Raw genomic sequence first — 15,721 nt, forward strand, 5'->3', positions numbered from 1 at the left:
GAGCTGCCGGGCGGGCCGTTGGACATCCGGTTTTCCGGGGTGCGGTTCGCCTATCCCGGTGGGCCGCCGGTGCTGCAGGACATCGATCTGGAGATCCCGGCGAAGAGCCGGGTGGCGGTGGTCGGGGAGACCGGCAGCGGCAAGACCACGTTCGCGAAGCTGCTCACCCGGTTGATGGATCCGTCGGGGGGCGCCGTGCTGCTGTCCGGGGTGCCGCTGTCGGAGGTCCGTTTCGACTCGCTGCGCTCCCGTGTGGTGATGGTGCCGCAGGACGGGTTCCTCTTCGACGCGACGGTGGGGGACAACGTCCGGTTCGCCCGGCCGGAGCTGACCGACGAGCAGCTCGGTGTCGCTTTCACCGAGCTGGGCCTGGCGGACTGGCTGGACGGCCTGCCGGCCGGCCTGGACACGCCGGTCGGCGAGCGCGGGGAGGCGCTCAGCGTCGGGGAGCGGCAGCTGGTCGCGCTGGCCCGGGCGTACGTGGCCGACCCGGACCTGCTGGTGCTGGACGAGGCGACCAGCGCGGTGGACCCGGCGACCGAGGTGCGCCTGCAACGCACCCTGGACGCGGTCACCCGAGGTCGCACCACCCTGGCCATCGCGCACCGGCTCTCCACGGCACAGGCCGCCGACGAGGTGATCGTGGTGGACCGGGGGCGGATCGTGCAGCGTGGTCCGCACGACGAGCTGGTCCGCGACCCCGATTCGACCTACGGCCTGCTCTACGCCTCCTGGCTGGAGCAGACCCGGTAACGAACCGGTGTCCACCTGCGCGGGGATGGCTGGACGCCGTCGGCCGGGTGCTCTACGCTCCGGGTTAGGTAAGCCTAACCTCTAAGGAGGTCGCGTCATGCGGCCCAGCCCCGCCGAGATCGTTCGTACCCTCGTCGCTGGCCGACTGCCCGGTCTCGTCCACCTGGCCCACCGGCCGGGCCCGCACCACGCCCGGCACGTGACCGACCCGGACGGCCGGGTGCTGCTGCTGGTTCCGGTGGCCAGCCACCTGGCCGCCGCGCTGCGGCCGGCCGCCGGGGGCACCGACGTCGCGGTGGTGCTCGACGTGCTCGACCTGCCACCCGCGGCCGGCGCCCCGGGGCTGGGACGGGCCTGGGTTTCCGGCTGGGCCGCCGAGCTGCACGGCGCCGACGCCCGTCGCGCGGCCGTCGACTTCGCCGCGGTGGAGCCGACCGGCGACCTGCTCGACCTGGGCGTCCGGTTCCGGCTGTTCCGCTTCGAGGTGGTCGAGGTCCGTTGGGAGCGCGCCGCCGTCGTGCACCGGATCGACCCGGGGGAGTACGCCGAGGCCGAACCGGACCCGGTGCACCCGGTCGAGGCGCGGCTGCTGGCCGACCTCACGGAGCGCGACGCCGGCCAGGTGACCGAGTACCTGCGCCGGCAGCTCGGGTTGACCGAGCAGACCCCGGACGGGCCGCCCCGGGTGGTACGCGTCGACCGCTACGGGCTGGTGGTCGCTCTCGGTCGCCCCGGCGCCCGGCGGCGGGTCCGGCTCGCCTTCCCGTGCCCGGTGGCCGACCCGGACGATCTGCTCCGGCTGCTGCCGCCGCTGCGCCGCCGAGCCGAGGCCCTCCCACCGGGCTGACCGCTCGCCGGCTTCGACGGTCGGTTCTGCGCGCGCTACGTCGACAGCGAGCCGGTCAGGTACCGCTGCACGGTCGGTCCGATGGCCGCGACCAGCGTCTCCGGGTCGGTGGACGCCACCGGCTCCAGTCGGATCACGTGCCGCATCATGCCCAACCCGATCAGCTGGGTGGCGACCAGCGAACCGCGCAGCGGCAGCTCGACCGGGTCGACCTCGAGTTGGTCGAGCACCCGGCGCAGCACCTGCGTGGTGATGAACTCGCGCAGCAACCGCGCGGTCCACTCGTTGCTCACCGCGGAGCGCAGCAGCGCCACCCCGGCGCCGCCGACCGGCGAGTCCCAGACGCCGAGGAAGGTGCGGACCAGCCGCTCGCCGATGCCGTCCTGGCCACCCGCGAGCACCCTCGGCACCACCTCGCCCGGGTCGACGGGAAAGTTCATCGCGGCCAGGAAGAGCTGGTCCTTGCTGCCGAAGTAGTGGTGCACCAGCGCCGGGTCCACCCCGGCGGTGCCGGCGATGGCGCGGATCGACGCGGCGTCGAAACCACGCTCGGCGAACGCCGCCCGCGCCGCGTCGAGGATCGCCTCCCGGGTGCCCTGGTTGCCGGGTCGCCGGCCCGTCCGCCGCGCCATCGCCGCCCTTCGTCCGCCCGCCGGTCAGCCGCTGCGCCGGCGCAGGGTGGCCGCCGCGAGCACCAGTGCCAGCACCACCGCGCCGAGCACCACCACCACGTCCCGCCACATCGTGCCGGTCGGCTCGGCGTTGGCGCCGACCTCCTGCAACGCCTCGATGGCGTACGACAGGGGGAAGGCGTCGCTGAGCGCCTGGAGCCAGCCGGCCATCTGGTCGCGGGCCACGAACAGCCCACAGAGCAGCAGCTGGGGGACCACCACGACCGGCAGGAACTGTACTGCCTGGAACTCGGTGCGGGCGAAAGCGCTGCAGAACAGCCCGAGGGCGACGCCGAGCACCGCGTCGATCACGGCGATCCCGATCACCAGCCCGCTGCTGCCGGCGGTGTCCAGATCGAAGATCCAGTACGCCACACCAGCGGCGACCGCGGCCTGCACGGCGGCGGCCAGCCCGAACGCGATGCCGTAGCCGAAGAGCAGGTCGAGCTTGCCCAGCGGGGTGGTGAGCAGCCGCTCCAGGGTGCCCGAGGTGCGCTCGCGGAGCATGGCGATGCTCGTCACCAGGAACATGATCACGAAGGGGAAGATGCCGAGCATCACCAGCGCGATCCGGTCGAACGTCGACGGCTGGCCGGGCGGGGTCGGCTGGTCGGCGTACATGAAGTAGACCAGGGTGAGCAGGGCGGACGGCACCACCACGAGCAGGGCGATGGTGCGCCGGTCGTGGCGGAGCTGGCGCAGGATGCGGCCCGTGGTGGCCGCCAGGATCCGCGGGTTCATGACATGCCTCCGGTTCGCGACCGCGGGAATCGCCGGTCGGGTTCGTTCCTCGCGCTCACGACGCCTCCCGTCCGGCCGTCGCGGGGCCCGGCTCGCCGGCCCGGATCAACCGCAGGAACGCCTCGTCGAGGTCGTCCACCCCAGCGGCGGCGCGGATCGCGGCCGGGCTGTCGTCGGCGATCAGCCGTCCCTCCCGGATCAGCAGCAGCCGGTCGCAGCGGGCCGCCTCGTCCATCACGTGACTGGACACCAGGAGCGTGGTGCCGGCGGCGGCCATCGCGTGGAACCGGGCCCACAGATCGGCCCGCAGCACCGGGTCCTGACCGACGGTCGGCTCGTCGAGGATGACCAGCTCCGGCTCACCGACGAGGGCGCAGGCCAGAGACGCCCGGCTGCGCTGCCCGCCGGAGAGGGTGCCGACCAGCTGGCTGGCCGCCCGGGCCAACCCGACGTCGCTGATCGCCTGGTCGGCCTCGGCGCGGCCCCGCCCGTGCAGGGCCGCGAAGTACCGGGCGTTCTCCCGCACGGTCAGGTCGGCGTAGACGCTCGGCGCCTGGGTGAGGTAGCCCACCTGGCGCCGCAGCGCGGGCGTGCCGGCCGGCTCGCCCAGCACGGTGACCGTCCCTCCGGTGACCACCTGCACCCCGACGACCGCGCGCATGAACGTCGTCTTGCCGCTGCCGCTCGGGCCGAGCAGCCCGGTCACGGCACCGCGCGGGACCGTGCAGCTGATGCCGTCCAGCACCCGCCGCCCGCCCCGGTCCACGAGCAGATCGCGGACCACGATCGCGTCGTCCATTCCGCACCTCCGGCGAAACTCATCAGCTGTTGAACTCAACGCTAGATGAGATACGCGCACCGGCGCAATGGTCGACCTTGGCCGATCGCCGCACAAGACGCGACAACGGGCAGTAGCCTCCGGACCGGACACCAGGTCCGCCAACGGGCATTGCGTACCGATGGGGCGTACGGCACGATGGCGCCGTGGGTCACGCTCCGTTACCGGACAGCGGGTTTCTTGAGGACTGGGCCGCGCGGTTGCGGCAGGCGGCCGAGCGACCCGTCGTCGGCATCCTGCTGCGCGGCAGTCACGCCCGACGGGCCGCCACCGCGCACAGCGACGTCGACCTCGACGTGCTGGTCGGCGGCGCCCCGTACGAGGCCCGCCGTGCGTACCTGACCGAGTCCGCCGGCCGGCTCACCCACGTCTCGGTGGCCGCCCGGGACGTCCGCTCCTGGGTGGACCGCCTCGGCGAGCCGGCCGACTGGGCCTTCGGGCTGCCGGTCACCGCACCGGCGCGGCTGCTCTGGGCCGACCCGCACTGGCGGCGCCGCATCGACCTGCCGGTGCTCTGCCAGCCCGCCGAACCGCCCCGGCTGGAGGAGCTGATCGCCACGCTGGGTAAGGCCGCCGCCGCCCGCGTCGCCGACGATCACCTCGGGATCCGGCTCGCCGCGGCCGACCTGGCCCGGCTCTGCCCCTCGGTGCTGCGCCCGGCCAACCCGTCGGTACGGGTGTTCTCCCGCCGGGCGGCCTTCGCGGCGGCCCTGGAGCTGCCCGTCGCCCCGCCCCGCTACCGGCAGGACATGCTGCTCTGCCTCGGGCTGCGCCCGAGCTCCACCGGGCAGCTCTGGGCCGCCGCCGTGCGGCTGGTCGCCGGAACGCTGCCGCTGATCCGCCCGTACGCCGAGGAGATCGCCGAAGCCGCCGGCAGCGACCTGGCCGACGCCCTGGTCGACGGCCGGCTGGACCGCTACGTCGCTCAGCTGGCCCGGCCCGCCAGTGATCCGCCGCCGCCTCGGCGGGAGCCGTCGCCGGTACCCGCGCCGCGTGCGGGACAATGGGTCACTGTGCCCGTACCTGACGCGCCGGTGACCGGCGTTCCCAGCGATCCGACCGGCCCGACGGCGTCCGTTCCGGCCCGCCCGTCCCAGCTCGACCCGGCCATCGCGGCCCGCCTGCGCCGCACCGCCGACGGCCTGGTCGCCGCCGTGGTCCGCGCGCACGACACCGGCGAGGTGCTGATGGTCGCGTGGATGGACGACGAGGCGCTGCACCGCACCCTCACCACCGGGCGGGCCACCTACTGGTCGCGCAGCCGGCGCGAGTACTGGGTCAAGGGCGCCACCTCCGGGCACCACCAGTACGTCCGCTCGGTCGCGCTGGACTGCGACGGGGACGCGCTGCTGGTCAGCGTGGACCAGGTCGGCGCCGCCTGCCACACCGGTCACCGGACGTGCTTCTACACCGAGCTGCCGGTCACCGGTCCGGAGGCACGGTGAGCGCGAGCAGCGCGGCGCGGCGGAGCCCGGCAGTCGCGAACGAGAGGCAGGCCCAGCCATGACCGACGGCGCGGTGAGCCCCGAGCTGGCCACCTTCACCGAACTGGCCGCCCAGTGGCGGGTCGTGCCGGTCACCCGGCGGCTGCTGGCCGACGCGGAGACCCCGGTCGGTGTCTACCGCAAGCTGGCCGGCGGGCCCGGCACGTTCCTGCTCGAATCCGCCGAGCAGGGCGTCGGCTCGGCCGGCATGGCCTGGTCGCGGTACTCCTTCATCGGGGTACGCAGCAGCGCCACACTGGTCGAACGGGACGGCGTGGCGACCTGGCTCGGCCAACCGCCGGCCGGGCTGCCCACCGACGGCGACCCGGTGCGGGTGCTGCGCGAGACCGTCGCGGCGCTGGCCGGCCCGACCGGGGACCCGTCGAGCGGGCTGCCGCCGCTGACCGGGGGCATGGTCGGTTACCTCGGCTACGACCTGGTCCGCCGCTTCGAGCGGCTGCCCGAGCTGACCGAGGACGACCTGGGCGTGCCGGAGCTGGGCATGATGCTCGCCACCGACCTGGTGGTGCTCGACCACTACGACGGATCGGCCCTCCTGGTCGCCAACGCGGTGCTGCCGCCGCTGGACGCCCCGGACCGCGCCGCGGAGGTCACCGCCGCGTACCACCACGCGGTGGGCCGGCTGGACGCGATGACGACCGCGCTGTCCCGGCCCATCCCGCCGATGATCTCCACCGTCGAGCGCCCGCCGACCGGTGAGGTGCTCTGCCGCACCCCCGACGGGGGCTACCCGAAGGCGGTGGAGGCGGCCAAGGAGGCGATCCGGGCCGGCGAGTGCTTCCAGATCGTGCTCTCCCAGCGCTTCGAGCGGCCCACGCACGCCGACCCGCTGGACGTCTACCGGGTGCTGCGCACCAGCAACCCCAGCCCGTACATGTACCTGCTGCGCTTCGACGGGTTCGACATCGTCGGTTCGTCGCCGGAGGCGCACCTGAAGGTAACCGGCGGTACGGACGGGCGGCGCCGGGCCCTGCTGCACCCGATCGCCGGCACCCGGCCGCGCGGTGGCACCCCGGCCGCCGACGCCGGGCTCGCCGCCGAACTGCTCGCCGACCCGAAGGAACGGGCCGAGCACGTGATGCTGGTCGACCTGGGCCGCAACGACCTCGGCCGGGTCTGCCAGCCGGGCAGCGTGGAGGTGCCCGAGTTCGCCACCATCGAGCGGTACAGCCACGTCATGCACATCGTCTCCACCGTGACCGGCACGCTGCGTGACGATCGCAGCGCGTTCGACGCGCTCGCCGCGACGTTCCCGGCCGGCACACTCTCCGGTGCGCCGAAGGTGCGGGCCATGGAGATCATCGAGGAGCTGGAGCCGGTACGCCGCGGCCTCTACGGCGGCACGGTCGGCTACTTCGGCTTCGGCGGCGACCTGGACATGGCGATCGCCATCCGGACCGCCCTGATCCGCGACGGGCGTGCCTACGTGCAGGCCGGCGCGGGGGTGGTCGCCGACTCGGACCCGGCCGCCGAGGACCAGGAGACCCGCAACAAGGCCGCCGCCGTGCTGGCCGCGATCGCGGCCGCCGAGACGTTGCGGCCCGCTCGATGACCGGCCAGACGCAACCCCACGAACGGTCCGCGGCGGGCCGGCGTCAGCTGACGTACGCCGTGCTGCTCTGCCTCGCCGGCGCGGGCCTCGCGCTCTGGGCGTCGACCCGGAGCTGGTCGGTCGAGCTGACCGTGCGCCCCGCGCCGCTGCCGCCGGTGCGCGACGCCCGCAGCGGTGCCGCCCTGTTGCCGTGGCTGCCGGCGCTGGCCCTGGTCACGCTGGCTGGCGGGGGAGCGGTGCTGGCCACTCGCGGCCGGCTGCGGCGGCTGCTGGGCGTGCTGCTCGGCGCGCTCGGTCTGGCCGTGGCGGCCGGCGGCGGGTACGGGCTGGTCACCGACCTCGACGGCGTGGTGAGCCGGCAGTGGCCGGCGCTCTGCCTGCTCGGCGGCCTGCTGGCCGCGGCGGGCGGCGGGTGGACAGCGCTGCGCGGCGGCGACTGGCCGGCGATGGGCGCCCGGTACGAGCGGCCGGCACGGACCGCCCCGCAGAGCCCGCCGCCGGAGGCCGGACAGACCGGACCGGCCGGACCGATGGCGGGGCGGCGGACCACCGAGGCGTGGGACGCGCTGGACCGGGGCGAGGACCCGACGGCCGGCTGACCCGACGGCTGGCTGACCCGACGGCCGGCTGGCCCGACGGCCGGCTGGCCCGACGGCTGGCTGGCTTGACGGCCGGCTGACCCGACGGCCGGCTGGCCCCGACGGGCCGGTGGGGCCGGGGGGTGTCAGCCGACCGGTTGGCGCTCCCGCTGCTGGCGGCGGGCGGCGGCGCGGGCGGCGGTCAACTCGGCCACCAGGCGGTCCAGTTCGGCGCGCCGGTCGGCGCGGGCCCGGTCGGCGCAGACCGCCTCCCAGGCGTTGCCGCGCGCGGTCCGCATCCGCCCCTCGCCGACCATGGCCCGCTCCAGCGTGTGCACCACCCCGACGGCGAGCGACGCCACGGTCCGCGAGACGGTGGTCAGCCCGATGCTCGGGGTCGGCTCGGAAATGCTCATGGTCACCTCGCACGAGGAGTTGGCGACGGTCGGGCAGGCGCGCCATCGAGTCTGCCCGAGGACGATGCTGGCCGGCTGACGTTTCGCCGGGGTGACCGCCCGGTCAACTGTCCCGCCTCGGGCGTGACCAGGCACCGGCCGTTCGGCCTTGAGCTTGCTCACAGCATCGACAGGTTTCACTGTCATCTCGGGCCGCGTGGCATGATCGGTGGATCGGCCCGGTCCGCCGGGCTGCCAGGCTCTCGTCGTACGACTCTGGTCGATGCCGGAGGTGGCACTGGGTGACATCCCGTTCACGGCAAGTCGGCCATTATGCCGCAGGCCTTTTCGTGAGCAGCGCCATACCCCCGGCTCCCGGCTCCGGTCGGCTGCCCCTAGCATCGGCCCATGACACCCGGAGAGGGGAGTCCGACGGTGACTGATGAGCATGCGCACGCGGAGGGGGACGAAGCCGGTCAGGCGGCGTCCGTAAGCGTGCTCGACGAGATCCTGGCTGGCGTACGCGAGGACGTCGCCCGGCGCCAGGAGCAGGTTCCGCTGGAGCGGATCCGTGAACTGGCAGCGGCGGCGCCACCGCCGCTGGACGCGTACGCGGCGCTGCGCAAGCCCGGCGTCGCGGTGATCGCCGAGGTGAAGCGCTCCTCGCCGTCCAAGGGCCGTCTGGCCGAGATCGCCGATCCGGCCGACCTCGCCGTCGACTACGCCTCGGGTGGGGCGCGGGCGATCAGCGTGCTCACCGAGGGGCGCTGGTTCGGCGGTTCGCTGGACGACCTGGCGGCCGTCCGTGCCGCGGTCTCCGTGCCGGTGCTGCGCAAGGACTTCGTGGTCTCCAGCTACCAGATCCACGAGGCGCGCGCGCACGGCGCCGACCTGGTCCTGCTGATCGTCGCCGCACTCGAACAGAACGTCCTGATGGGCCTGCTGGAGCGGATCGAGTCGCTGGGCATGACCGCTCTGGTCGAGGTGCACGACGAGGAGGAGGCCGACCGGGCCCTGGAGGCCGGCGCGCAGGTGATCGGGGTCAACGCCCGTGACCTGCGTACCCTGGAGGTCGACCGGTCGGTGTTCGAGCGGATCGCGCCCGGCCTGCCCAGCAGCGTCGTCAAGATCGCCGAGTCTGGCGTCCGCGGCCCGCACGACCTGATCCGGTACGCCTCCGCGGGCGCTGACGCGGTCCTCGTCGGCGAGGGCCTGGTCACGCAGAAGAGCCCCCGGGAGGCGGTGGCCGAACTGGTCAACGCCGGTAACCACCCGGCAACGCCCCGGCCGGTGCGCTGACCTCGCACCGGTCCGACGCCCCACCGAGAGGATGTCCGATGAGCGCCGACGCGCTGGCCCCGGCGGCCGGTACGCAGCCCGACTCCGCCGGCCACTTCGGCCGTTTCGGCGGTCGATTCGTGCCCGAGGCCCTGGTGGCCGCGCTGGACGAGCTCGACGGGGCGTGGCGCACGGCGATGGCGGACGAGTCGTTCCGGGCCGAGTTCGGCGCGCTGCTGCGCGACTACGCCGGTACCCCGTCGCTGCTGTACGAGGCCCGGCGGTTCTCCGCGAAGGTCGGCGCGCGGGTGCTGCTCAAGCGCGAGGACCTCAACCACACCGGGGCGCACAAGGTGCGCAACGTGCTCGGCCAGGCGCTGCTCACCAAGCGAATGGGCAAGACCCGGGTGATCGCGGAGACCGGAGCGGGCCAGCACGGCGTGGCCACCGCGACCGCCGCCGCCCTGTTCGACCTGGAGTGTGTGGTCTACATGGGCCAGGTCGACACCGAGCGGCAGGCGCTCAACGTGGCCCGGATGCGGATGCTCGGCGCCACCGTCGTCCCGGTGACCACCGGCTCGCGCACCCTCAAGGACGCGATGAACGAGGCGATGCGCGACTGGGTGGCCAACGTCGACGAGACGCACTACCTGATCGGCACCGCCGCCGGTCCGCACCCGTTCCCGGCGATGGTCCGTGACTTCGTCCGCGGTATCGGCGACGAGGCCCGCCAGCAGTGCCTGGATCTCACCGGCGCGCTGCCGGACGCGGTCACCGCCTGCGTCGGCGGCGGCTCCAACGCCCTGGGCATCTTCCACGCTTTCGTGGGCGACGAGGACGTGCGGCTGTACGGCTTCGAGGCCGGTGGCGACGGGGTGGCGACCGGCCGCCACGCGGCCAGCATCACCGGCGGGTCGGCCGGCGTGCTGCACGGCACCCGCACCTACGTGCTGCAGGACGCCGACGGGCAGACGTTGGAGTCGCACTCGATCTCCGCCGGGCTGGACTACCCGGGCGTCGGGCCCGAGCACGCCTGGCTGCACGACACCGGCCGGGCCAGCTACCAGCCGGTCACGGACGACGAGGCGATGGCCGCGTTCGAGCTGCTCTGCCGCACCGAGGGGATCATCCCGGCGATCGAGAGCGCACACGCGCTCGCCGGCACCGTCGCGCTGGCCCCGAAGCTCGCCGCCGAGCTGGGCCGGGAGCCCACCATCGTGGTCAACCTCTCCGGGCGGGGCGACAAGGACGTGCACACCGCCGGTGACTACTTCGGCATCCTCGACAAGGAGCGGTGAGATGAGCCGGATCGGGGTGGCCTTCGACAAGGCACGAGCTGACGGGCGGGCCCTGCTGGTCGGCTGCATGCCGGCCGGGTTCCCGACGGTCGAGGGCAGCATCGCGGCGATGATCGCGATGGTCGAGGCCGGCGTCGACGTCATCGAGGTGGAGATTCCGTACTCCGACCCGGTGATGGACGGGCCGGTCATCCAGAAGGCCAGTGACATCGCGCTCGCCGGCGGGGTACGCACCGCGGACACGTTGCGCATCATCGAGGCGGTGGCGGCCACCGGTGCCCCGGTGGTCACGATGACCTACTGGAACCCGATCGAGCGCTACGGCGTGGACGCGTTCGCCCGCGATCTCGCCGCCGCCGGCGGGACCGGCCTGATCACCCCGGATCTCATCCCCGACGAGGCGGACGAGTGGCTGGCCGCCTCGGACGCACACGGCTTGGACCGCACGTTCCTGGTCTCGCCGTCGTCGACGGACGCCCGGCTGGCGATGACCGTGGAGCACTGCCGGGGCTTCGTCTACGCCACCGCCGTGATGGGTGTGACCGGGGCCCGGGCGCAAACCTCCGACGCCGCTCCGACGCTCGTCTCCCGCGTCCGCGCGGTCACCGACCTGCCGGTCGGTGTCGGCCTGGGCGTAGGCACCGGTGCACAGGCCGGCACCGTCGCCGGATACGCCGACGGGGTCATCGTCGGCAGCGCACTGGTCCGCTGCCTGCTCGACGTGCCCTCCGAGGCCGACGGCCTGACCGCCCTGCGCACCCTGAGCGCCGAACTCGCCGAGGGCGTCCGCACACCGACCCGCTGAACCGCCGGCGCGGTCGGACCTTTCCCCCGGCCGGTCTCGCACCCTCCCTGGTTACTGTCCGTCCCGTCGGTCCGTGGCTCGGCGTCCGTAGCGATGGCGAGGCGGCTGGCTCTCGCACCGGGGCGCGTGGTTCGGCGAGTCGGCGTGGCGCTGAGCCGGGCATCTTCCTGCTTCGAGCGGTATACCTCTGAGTCATAAATATGACTCAGAGGTATACCGCTCAATTGAGTGATGCCGCCGTGCGGGCGGTGGCGAATCGCGCAAGGCTGCCTCAGTTGGCCGTAGTGCGCGGAACCATCCGTCGACGCTTGATCCACCGGTCGTGGTGATGGCCCCGGCACGGTCAGGGCCGGAGTGACTCGTCCGGCGCCCCGCCACGTTGCTCCGGTGGCTGCCCCACGCCCGGCCGCCCCTCTTGGTCGGGTCCAGACCGGCCGTCGTGGCCGGGCGGTGGTCCGCCGTCGCGGTTGATGTCCCGCCGGCCGTCCCCGTCTGCGTGACCAGCGATCGGGCGTGGTGCGGGATCGACGGTGTGTGGCGTCCACCCGGCGTCGCGCAGCACGCCGGAGCGGCCGGCGGCGGCGTCGGTGACGGCGGCTCGGGTGAGTGGGGTGACCGCTTCGGGCAGTGCGGCAGGGGCGTGCCAGGACAGCCGGCAACCCGGCGGCGGGTCGGCGGCCGGTTGGACCTCGGCCGCGCGGGCCCGGAACACGTGCACCAGGACGTCCGGCAGCGGCCCCGCGCGCCCGGCCGGCGTGCTCGCCGCAGGGCTGGTCAGGTGGTAGACGCCGACCAGGTCGACCAGCTCGATCTCCCAGCCGGTCTCTGCGCGAATGTCCCGCAGCGCCGCCTGGACCGGGCTCTCCGCCGGGCGCAGCCGCCCACCGGGCAGTGCGTACCGGCGCTCGCCCCGGCCCTGCCGGCAGAGCAGCACCCGGCCGGCGTCGTCGGTGACGACCGCGGCGACCGCCCAGGTGAGCGCGCTCATGGACAAAGAGCGTACGGCGGTGCAAACCAGAAGTCACCGGGATGCGTGGGCAACGGCCCGGGGTGCCGCTTCGGGGGTGCACAGCGGTAGCGTGTGCACCCGTGACCCTCGCCTCGCTGTCCCCCCAGGCGGCCCTGCCCAGTCCCAGCACCGCCGTCTGGCAGCTCGGGCCGGTACCGATCCGGGCGTACGCACTGTGCATCATCCTCGGCATCGTGCTGGCCTGCTGGGTGACCGAGCGTCGCCTGCGCCAGCGCGGTGTCGCGCCCGGCGCGGTGCTCGACATCGCCGTCTGGGCGGTGCCCACGGGCATCATCGGCGCCCGGATCTACCACGTGATCACCTCCCCCGAGAAATACTTCGGCGCCGGCGGTGACCCGATGAAGGCGTTCGCCATCTGGGAGGGCGGTCTCGGCATCTGGGGGGCGGTCGCCGGAGGCGCGCTCGGCGCGTGGATCGCGGCCCGGCAGCTCGGCATCCCGTTCAGCGTGGTGGCCGACGCGCTGGCCCCCGGGCTGCCGCTGGCCCAGGCCGTCGGCCGGGTCGGCAACTGGTTCAACAACGAGCTGTTCGGCGCCCAGACGACCCTGCCGTGGGGCCTGAAGATTCACCGGATGGACCCGGACAACCCGGGGCACGCGCTGCGCGACGACGCCGGCCAACCGATCCTCGAACCGGGCCTGTACCAGCCGACCTTCCTCTACGAGGCGCTGTGGAACCTCGGCGTGGTCGCCCTCGTCCTCGTCCTCGACCGGCGACTGAAGCTGGGCCGGGGCCGGGCCTTCGCGCTCTACGTGATGGGTTACACCGTCGGCCGGTTCTGGATCGAGCTGATGCGCACCGACGAGGCGAACCAGATCCTCGGGGTCCGGCTCAACGTGTGGACCGCCGCCCTGGTCTTCCTCGGCGCGTTGATCTACTTCGTGCGGGTCCGCGGCCCTCGGGAGTACCTGATCCCGCTCGGCGCTGCGGCGACCCCGCCCCCGCCCACCACCTCCGACCTGTCCCAGGTCGACCTCTCCGAGCGGGAGACCCCCGCCCGGGCCTCCGCGCCGGAGGGCTACCGGGTGGTCAGCGAGGAGCAGTACCAGGCCTGGCAGGACAGCGGCGTGGTGCCGCCCGAGCCGGCCACCGGGGACGACGACCGGCCCGTCGACGCTGAGCCGCTCGACCCGGCGGCGCCCGGCGATGAGCCGTCGGCCGACGAGCAAACGACGGACGGTACGCCGGAAGCCCGCGACGACCGGGCGGACGCCGCAGGCGTGCGCCCCGCCGACCGGGACAGCTGAGCGGGGGCGGCACCGATGCGAAGCGCGGTGGTGGTCGGCGCGGGGGTCGGTGGCCTCGCGGTCTCCGGCGCGCTGGCCCGTTCCGGCTGGCAGGTCACCCTGTTGGAACGCGCCGAGCGGGTCCGTCCCGAGCCGACCGCCGTGGTGCTGTGGCCCAACGGTGTCCGCGCGTTGCAGGCCCTCGGCCTCGGCGCCGGTCTGGCCGCGATCGCCACGCCGTTGCCCGACGGCGGGGTCCGGCGCCCGGACGGCCACTGGCTGGTGCAGCCCCGGCCCATCCCGGCCGATCGGATGCCGGTGGTGGTGCACCGCGAAGACCTGCACGACGCGTTGATCGCCGGACTGGGCGAGCGGGTGGAGCTGCGTACCGGGGTGACCGTGCGCCACGTCCGGGTCGAGCCGGGTGAGCGGCCGGCGGTCGGCGACGGGCGGCACACCATCGAAGCCGACCTGGTGATCGCCGCCGACGGCACGGACAGCGCGATCCGCCGCCAACTCGCCCCCGAATCCGGGGTGGTCAGCTCCGGCTGCGCCGCCTGGCGGGCCGTCATCCCGTGGTACCGGGCGCCCCGGCTGCCCGCCGACCAGCCGCTCGCCGGTGAGGTTCTCGGCGCGGGCTACCGGTTCGTGGCCGCCTCGCTCGGCGAGCGCGGCTCCTCGGGCGGCTCCAGCCGGGGCGGCATCTACTGGGTGGCCACCGCCGCCGGCGCGCCCCGCCCGGAGCCGCCGGAGACCCAGCTCGCCCTGCTGCGCCGCTGGTACGCCGGCTGGCCGGAGCCGATCGGCGAGCTGCTCGACGCCACCGACCCGGCGGACCTGGTCCAGCAGGAGGTCCGCGAGCTGCGCCCGCTGCCCCGCGCGTACGGCTTCCCGGTCGGGCCGGGCGGCGTGGTACTGCTCGGCGACGCCGCGCACGCCATGCCGCCGCATCTCGGCCAGGGCGCCTGCCTCGCCTTCGAGGACGCCGCGACGCTCGCGTCCCTGCTGCGCGAGGCACGGCTACCCGACGCCGTGCAGGCGTACGACCGGGTGCGCCGCCCCCGGGCGGCGACGGTGGTCCGGCAGACCCGGCGGATGTCGGCGGTGCTCCAGACCCGGGGCCGGTTGGCGCTGCGCGCCCGGGACGCCGCGCTCGGCACGATCAACTCGCGGCTGCTCTCCAGCGCCGCCGCCTCCGCCGCCCAGTGGCGTCCACCCGCCTGATCCAAGGCGCGGGTCGACCCGGCCGATGGCCGGGGGAGGCGTCAGGGGATGAGCGCGGCGGGCTCGGCGATGCAGGCGGTGCCGATCCGACGGAAGCCGACCCGCAGGTAGACCCGGGCGATCTCCTCGCTGCCCGCGGAGAGGAAGACCACGTCGGTGCCCGCGGCCAGCAGTTCCCGGGCGATGGTGGCGGTCAGCGCGGCGCCCAGCCCGCGCCGCCGGGCGGCCGGCAGGGTGGCCACCCCGGCGATCTCGGCGACGTCGTCCACCCGCATCGCCATGCCGCTGGCCAGCGCGCCCTCGGTCGGCGTGCCGGCCAGCGCGGAGATCCGCCGGCCGTCGGCGACCCTGGACCGTTCCTCGTCCAGCGCGGCCAGCTCCAGCTCGCTGATCGCGGCGTCCCGCTCGGCCGGGCCGGCGTCGCCCCGCGCGGTGCCGGCGGCGGCGAACGACACCGCCGCCACCGCCCGCCGGGCCGCCACGTCGGCGGCGAAGCCCGGTGAGTCCGCCGCCAGCACCCGCACCGGTACGTCGGAGAGCGTCGCCGGGTCGGGCAGCGCGGTCGGGTCGAGGACCATCAACGGCGCCTCCAGCACGCTCAGCCCCGCCGAACGGGCCACCGCCAGCAGCTCCGGGGTCGTCTCGTGCACCCACTCGAAGGCCTCGGGCAGGCCCAACTCCCGCTGCCGCTCGCGGACCGACGTGATGTCGGCCAACGACGGCGGCTCGGTCGCGTCGAGGCGGGGCCGGGCGTAGAACGGCCAGCCGGCGCCGTCGCGGACGAACAACACCAGACCGCCATGCTCCTCCACGCCGGCGACGTCGCGGGGCACCGCGTCGTAGAAGCGTTCCAACCGGTCGAAGACGTCCTTGTGCAGCGGATCCACCGCGCGAGACTACACGTCCCAGACTCTGGACGGTGTGATCAATCTTGAGTGGCCTTGCGGACCGCGCCCTAACGTAGACTCAATAGACCCACG

The 15,721-nt window shown here is 74.4% G+C and carries 16 protein-coding genes and 1 pseudogene; 11 read left to right on the forward strand and 6 right to left on the reverse strand.

Translation table 11 applies throughout. The features are described 5' to 3' along the window. A partial coding sequence (locus EAD89_RS15500) for an ABC transporter ATP-binding protein (protein ID WP_121676209.1) occupies positions 1-753 on the forward strand: 753 nt, incomplete at its 5' end. Between the two features lie 97 nt (positions 754-850). Further along, positions 851-1,600, forward strand: coding sequence for a DUF2470 domain-containing protein (locus tag EAD89_RS15505; RefSeq protein ID WP_121676210.1), 750 nt, complete (start codon positions 851-853; stop codon positions 1,598-1,600). 35 nt (positions 1,601-1,635) lie between these two features. Here the strand turns inward: EAD89_RS15505 and EAD89_RS15510 are convergent, their stop codons facing one another. Genes EAD89_RS15510 through EAD89_RS15520 form a run of 3 tightly spaced genes read right to left on the reverse strand, consistent with a single transcriptional unit; the run spans position 1,636 to position 3,811 of the window. Next, positions 1,636-2,232: a TetR family transcriptional regulator gene (locus EAD89_RS15510; RefSeq protein WP_121676211.1), complete on the reverse strand. Its 597-nt coding sequence runs from the start codon at positions 2,230-2,232 to the stop codon at positions 1,636-1,638. Between the two features lie 24 nt (positions 2,233-2,256). Beyond that, positions 2,257-3,012: an ABC transporter permease gene (locus tag EAD89_RS15515; protein WP_121676212.1), complete on the reverse strand. Its 756-nt coding sequence runs from the start codon at positions 3,010-3,012 to the stop codon at positions 2,257-2,259. A gap of 55 nt (positions 3,013-3,067) precedes the next feature. Further along, entirely contained in the window at positions 3,068-3,811 is a 744-nt protein-coding gene (locus tag EAD89_RS15520) for an ABC transporter ATP-binding protein (RefSeq protein WP_121676213.1), read from the reverse strand. Between the two features lie 548 nt (positions 3,812-4,359). Here EAD89_RS15520 and EAD89_RS31045 point away from each other — a divergent pair. From EAD89_RS31045 to EAD89_RS15535, 4 genes and pseudogenes are all read left to right on the forward strand, one after another. Beyond that, a pseudogene (locus EAD89_RS31045) lies at positions 4,360-4,683 on the forward strand (phosphoribosyl-AMP cyclohydrolase); the annotation flags it as partial. A 180-nt stretch (positions 4,684-4,863) separates the two neighbouring features. Next, positions 4,864-5,295 carry a phosphoribosyl-AMP cyclohydrolase gene (gene hisI, locus EAD89_RS31050; protein ID WP_121676223.1) on the forward strand — a complete coding sequence of 144 codons (432 nt, stop codon included), beginning with the start codon at positions 4,864-4,866 and terminating at the stop codon, positions 5,293-5,295. Positions 5,296-5,353: 58 nt separating this feature from the next. Then, complete coding sequence (locus EAD89_RS15530) at positions 5,354-6,907, forward strand: anthranilate synthase component I (protein ID WP_121676214.1); 1,554 nt, start codon at positions 5,354-5,356, stop codon at positions 6,905-6,907. Continuing rightward, positions 6,904-7,506 (forward strand): Trp biosynthesis-associated membrane protein, encoded by a 603-nt coding sequence (locus EAD89_RS15535; protein WP_121676215.1) that lies wholly within the window; start codon positions 6,904-6,906, stop codon positions 7,504-7,506. Before EAD89_RS15530 ends, EAD89_RS15535 begins: the two co-directional genes overlap by 4 nt. 125 nt (positions 7,507-7,631) lie before the next feature. Here EAD89_RS15535 and EAD89_RS15540 read toward each other — a convergent pair whose 3' ends face one another. Continuing rightward, entirely contained in the window at positions 7,632-7,901 is a 270-nt protein-coding gene (locus EAD89_RS15540; protein ID WP_121676216.1) for a hypothetical protein, read from the reverse strand. Between the two features lie 474 nt (positions 7,902-8,375). Here EAD89_RS15540 and trpC point away from each other — a divergent pair, with 474 nt between their 5' ends. The 3 genes from trpC to trpA are packed head-to-tail and all read left to right on the forward strand — an operon-like array spanning position 8,376 to position 11,261. After that, complete coding sequence (gene trpC, locus EAD89_RS15545) at positions 8,376-9,179, forward strand: indole-3-glycerol phosphate synthase TrpC (protein ID WP_199723479.1); 804 nt, start codon at positions 8,376-8,378, stop codon at positions 9,177-9,179. 38 nt (positions 9,180-9,217) lie between these two features. After that, the gene (gene trpB, locus EAD89_RS15550; protein WP_121655653.1) at positions 9,218-10,456 is read left to right on the forward strand and encodes a tryptophan synthase subunit beta; all 1,239 of its coding nucleotides are present in this window, start codon (positions 9,218-9,220) and stop codon (positions 10,454-10,456) included. A 1-nt stretch (position 10,457) separates the two neighbouring features. Further along, positions 10,458-11,261, forward strand: coding sequence for a tryptophan synthase subunit alpha (gene trpA, locus EAD89_RS15555; protein WP_121676217.1), 804 nt, complete (start codon positions 10,458-10,460; stop codon positions 11,259-11,261). Positions 11,262-11,604: 343 nt separating this feature from the next. Here the strand turns inward: trpA and EAD89_RS15560 are convergent, their stop codons facing one another. Next, positions 11,605-12,249, reverse strand: a complete 645-nt coding sequence (locus tag EAD89_RS15560; protein ID WP_121676218.1) for an NUDIX hydrolase — start codon at positions 12,247-12,249, stop codon at positions 11,605-11,607. A 101-nt stretch (positions 12,250-12,350) separates the two neighbouring features. Here EAD89_RS15560 and lgt point away from each other — a divergent pair, with 101 nt between their 5' ends. Then, positions 12,351-13,538, forward strand: coding sequence for a prolipoprotein diacylglyceryl transferase (gene lgt / locus EAD89_RS15565; protein ID WP_121676219.1), 1,188 nt, complete (start codon positions 12,351-12,353; stop codon positions 13,536-13,538). A 15-nt stretch (positions 13,539-13,553) separates the two neighbouring features. Then, complete coding sequence (locus EAD89_RS15570; RefSeq protein WP_121676220.1) at positions 13,554-14,741, forward strand: NAD(P)/FAD-dependent oxidoreductase; 1,188 nt, start codon at positions 13,554-13,556, stop codon at positions 14,739-14,741. A gap of 41 nt (positions 14,742-14,782) precedes the next feature. On the opposite strand, the gene EAD89_RS15575 is transcribed toward EAD89_RS15570, so the two are convergent. Further along, positions 14,783-15,619: a GNAT family N-acetyltransferase gene (locus EAD89_RS15575; protein ID WP_121676224.1), complete on the reverse strand. Its 837-nt coding sequence runs from the start codon at positions 15,617-15,619 to the stop codon at positions 14,783-14,785. Positions 15,620-15,721: the final 102 nt, after the last annotated feature.

It is taken from the genome of Micromonospora sp. BL4 (assembly GCF_003667505.1).
Lineage (GTDB): Bacteria > Actinomycetota > Actinomycetes > Mycobacteriales > Micromonosporaceae > Micromonospora.

Excerpts from the sequence above, each read along its gene's own strand:
- EAD89_RS15505 (WP_121676210.1), top strand. The coding sequence starts at position 851 with ATGCGGCCCAGCCCCGCCGAGATCGTTCGTACCCTCGTCGCTGGCCGA.
- EAD89_RS15510 (WP_121676211.1), bottom strand. The coding sequence starts at position 2,232 with ATGGCGCGGCGGACGGGCCGGCGACCCGGCAACCAGGGCACCCGGGAG.
- EAD89_RS15515 (WP_121676212.1), bottom strand. The coding sequence starts at position 3,012 with ATGAACCCGCGGATCCTGGCGGCCACCACGGGCCGCATCCTGCGCCAG.
- EAD89_RS15520 (WP_121676213.1), bottom strand. The coding sequence starts at position 3,811 with ATGGACGACGCGATCGTGGTCCGCGATCTGCTCGTGGACCGGGGCGGG.
- EAD89_RS15530 (WP_121676214.1), top strand. The coding sequence starts at position 5,354 with ATGACCGACGGCGCGGTGAGCCCCGAGCTGGCCACCTTCACCGAACTG.
- EAD89_RS15535 (WP_121676215.1), top strand. The coding sequence starts at position 6,904 with ATGACCGGCCAGACGCAACCCCACGAACGGTCCGCGGCGGGCCGGCGT.
- EAD89_RS15540 (WP_121676216.1), bottom strand. The coding sequence starts at position 7,901 with ATGAGCATTTCCGAGCCGACCCCGAGCATCGGGCTGACCACCGTCTCG.
- trpB (WP_121655653.1), top strand. The coding sequence starts at position 9,218 with ATGAGCGCCGACGCGCTGGCCCCGGCGGCCGGTACGCAGCCCGACTCC.
- trpA (WP_121676217.1), top strand. The coding sequence starts at position 10,458 with ATGAGCCGGATCGGGGTGGCCTTCGACAAGGCACGAGCTGACGGGCGG.
- EAD89_RS15560 (WP_121676218.1), bottom strand. The coding sequence starts at position 12,249 with ATGAGCGCGCTCACCTGGGCGGTCGCCGCGGTCGTCACCGACGACGCC.
- EAD89_RS15570 (WP_121676220.1), top strand. The coding sequence starts at position 13,554 with ATGCGAAGCGCGGTGGTGGTCGGCGCGGGGGTCGGTGGCCTCGCGGTC.